Origin of the sequence: Falsiroseomonas sp. (genome assembly GCF_030695085.1) — a bacterium.
Classification (GTDB): Bacteria; Pseudomonadota; Alphaproteobacteria; order Acetobacterales; family Acetobacteraceae; genus Falsiroseomonas.
On the sequence record NZ_JAUYTS010000179.1, the window covers coordinates 1 to 1382 of the forward strand.

Below are 1382 nucleotides of genomic sequence, written 5' to 3' on the forward strand. Positions count from 1 at the left end.
TCGGCCAGCATGCGCTGGGTGTCGGCTGCGGCCCAGATGAACAGGGCGTTGGCCCCGGGAAAGCGCGCGATCGTGGCGCGCTGGCAGGGCAAGGGCGCAACCGCCACGGCGCCGGCGGGCGCAACGGCCGCATCGCCGCCCGACCCGCCTCGCGCGCCCGGGGGCGCCGCGTTGGCGCTGGCGGCGGTGACCGGCTGGCCGACAATCTGCTGCAGCACGGGCAGCAGGGCCTCGGCATTGGCGTGCTGCAGGAAGACCACCTGGACGTCGTCAGCCGACTCGGCGCGTCGGTCGAGATCCTCGATCAGGGGCCGGATCCGCGCCAGGGCCGACGGATCGCCGCGCAGCACAAGCGAGTTGGAGCTGTCCACCGGCGTGACCGACACCATGCCCTGCCCCGGCTGGCCGCCCGGCGGCGCCAGCACCGTCTGCAGCACCCCGGCGATCTCCCGCGCGGAAGAGTTTCGCAGGGTGATCACCTCGAACCCGGTACGGTCGACGTCGATGCGGGCGATCAGGCCGCGGATGCGGACCAGATTGTCGGAGAAATCGGCCACCACCACGCTGTTGGCGCCCGGATTGGCCAACACCTGTCCCTGGGCGCCCGCCAGCGGCCGGATGGTCTCCGCGGCCGAGGTCGCGTCGATGTGGCGCAACTGGAAAACTTCCGTCGAGAAGCGCTCATTGCCGACCGTGGCCGGGCCCTGGGCGGCGCCCTGGGCCGGGCTGATGCGATAGGCGCCGGACGACGTCGGCGTCACCACCAGACCGTTGGCGCGCAGGGTCGAGAGGAAGACCTCGAACAGCTGGGCCCGGCTCAGCGGACGGTCGCTGGTCACGGTCACCGTGCCGGTCACCGCCGGATCGACAATGAAGGTGCGGCCGGTCGACCGGGCCACGTCCTGGATGAAGGCGCGGATGTCCGCGCCCTGCACGTTCAGCGTCTGCCCCGACTGGGCCAGAACAGGACTGGCCGCCAGCGGGCCCTGGACGGCCAGAACAGCCGCCAGGACGGCGCCGATGACGGTGCGGTTCGATCGCTTCAACGGCCTGTCCTTATGGTGGTGGTCTGGACCGCGCCGCCGCGTTCGAAGCGGATTTCGGCGCTGTCGGCGGTCGCGAGTTCGCCGCGCAGGGCGGTGATCCGGTCAAGCCGGTCGAGGGACCGGCCGTTGACGGCCAGGATGACGTCGCCGGCCTGGAGGCCCGCGGCCTGCAGCGCCGCGCCGTCGCCCGTGGCGGAGACGGTGAAGCCGTGGACCCGCAGGCCCTGCATCCGGGGGCGCAGCGCGGCCTGGGCCATCAGCTGGGCGGGATCGACGCGAACGCCAGTCGCCACCGTGGGCGCGAGCGCGGGTGCGGCCGGCTCCGGCGTCACGGTC

2 protein-coding genes are annotated in these 1382 nt (G+C 72.9%); both read right to left on the bottom strand.

Annotated features, from left to right (window positions below; all coding sequences use genetic code 11):
- On the bottom strand, positions 1 to 1046 hold a 1046-nt coding region (locus tag Q8S40_RS19630; protein WP_305671744.1), incomplete at its 3' end, for a secretin N-terminal domain-containing protein.
- The coding region (locus tag Q8S40_RS19635; protein WP_305671745.1) for a PDZ domain-containing protein at positions 1043 to 1382 on the bottom strand (340 nt) is incomplete at its 5' end. The genes Q8S40_RS19635 and Q8S40_RS19630, both read right to left, overlap by 4 nt.